Genomic DNA, 1,008 nt, shown 5'->3' with positions numbered 1-1,008 from the left:
TCCAGCAGGGCGGCGACGGCGGCGGCGCGTGCGCCGTTGACGGGGGCACGAAGGTACGCGGCGAGCCGGCGCAAGGCGGCAGCGAGGCTGTCGCGGACGGCGGGGGCGAGCGGTGCCGCGTTCAGCGCGCGCAGTTCGATGACGGCGTGACCCAGCTCCAGCAGGGTCAGTCCTTCGCGCACGACTGCGCGCGTCTCCGGTGGCGGGGTCGGGCCGGCGGCCGCATTCAACTGGCTCAGGAGGTCGCGCACGCGGTTGTCGAAACGGTGGCGCAGTGCCCCGCCGTCGCCCCGCAGCCGCGCGCGGCACGTATCGAGCGCCTCGCGCCACAGGGCCGCGCGCACATGGCCGCGGTTGCCCATCGTGTGCTCCGGCAGCAGCACGGTAAAGATGACGAGGGCCAGCAGCACGCCGATCATCTGGCCCAGCATGCCGTTGGCAACGGCCATCGGGTCGTAGTGCATCTGGTTCACGGGTGCGATGAACTGGCTGGAAAACATCGCCATGCCGATGCCGATGCCGGCACGCTTCGGGTCCGTCATCAGCCACAGGGCCAGCGCGAACAGGGGCAGGGCGGCCAGCATCAGCATGGCAAAGCCGCTGGCGCGGATCACCAGCAGGAATTCGGTGGCGAAGGTCAGCGGCGCGGCGATCAGGAAGCCCGTCATCACCTGTTTCACCATCGCCGTGGGGCGGGGCGAACTCGATGCCAGCGCGCAGAAGACGGTCGTCATCACGAGCGCCGTGGCGAGCTGGCCCCAGGCCAGCCAGTACCACAAGGTGGCCGCTGTCGCCAGGGCCAGCGCCGCGCGCACGCCGCTGGCGGCGACGATGGCGGGCGGTGTCCTGGGCGCATAGGCGCGCGGTTCGCTGACCTGCTGGCGCCGCGCCTGGGCCAGGCCGTGGTAGACCGTGGCGAAGGCGGCCAGCTGGACGGCGAAGCGTTCGGCCAGTTCGATGGCCGTCTCGACGTCGATCGCGACGGCGCGGGCGGCAGCGAGGGCGGCC

The 1,008-nt window shown here is 72.0% G+C and carries 1 protein-coding gene; it reads right to left on the bottom strand.

The genetic code is table 11. From position 1 onward, the window contains the following. On the bottom strand, positions 1-1,008 hold a 1,008-nt coding region (locus GM672_RS27705), incomplete at both ends, for an FUSC family protein (RefSeq protein WP_211517457.1).

It is taken from the genome of Pseudoduganella buxea (assembly GCF_009720835.1).
GTDB classification, from domain to species: domain Bacteria; phylum Pseudomonadota; class Gammaproteobacteria; order Burkholderiales; family Burkholderiaceae_D; genus Rugamonas; species Rugamonas buxea.
Note: the sequence above shows the minus strand (reverse complement) of the source record. Positions and strands in the feature narration are given on the sequence as shown.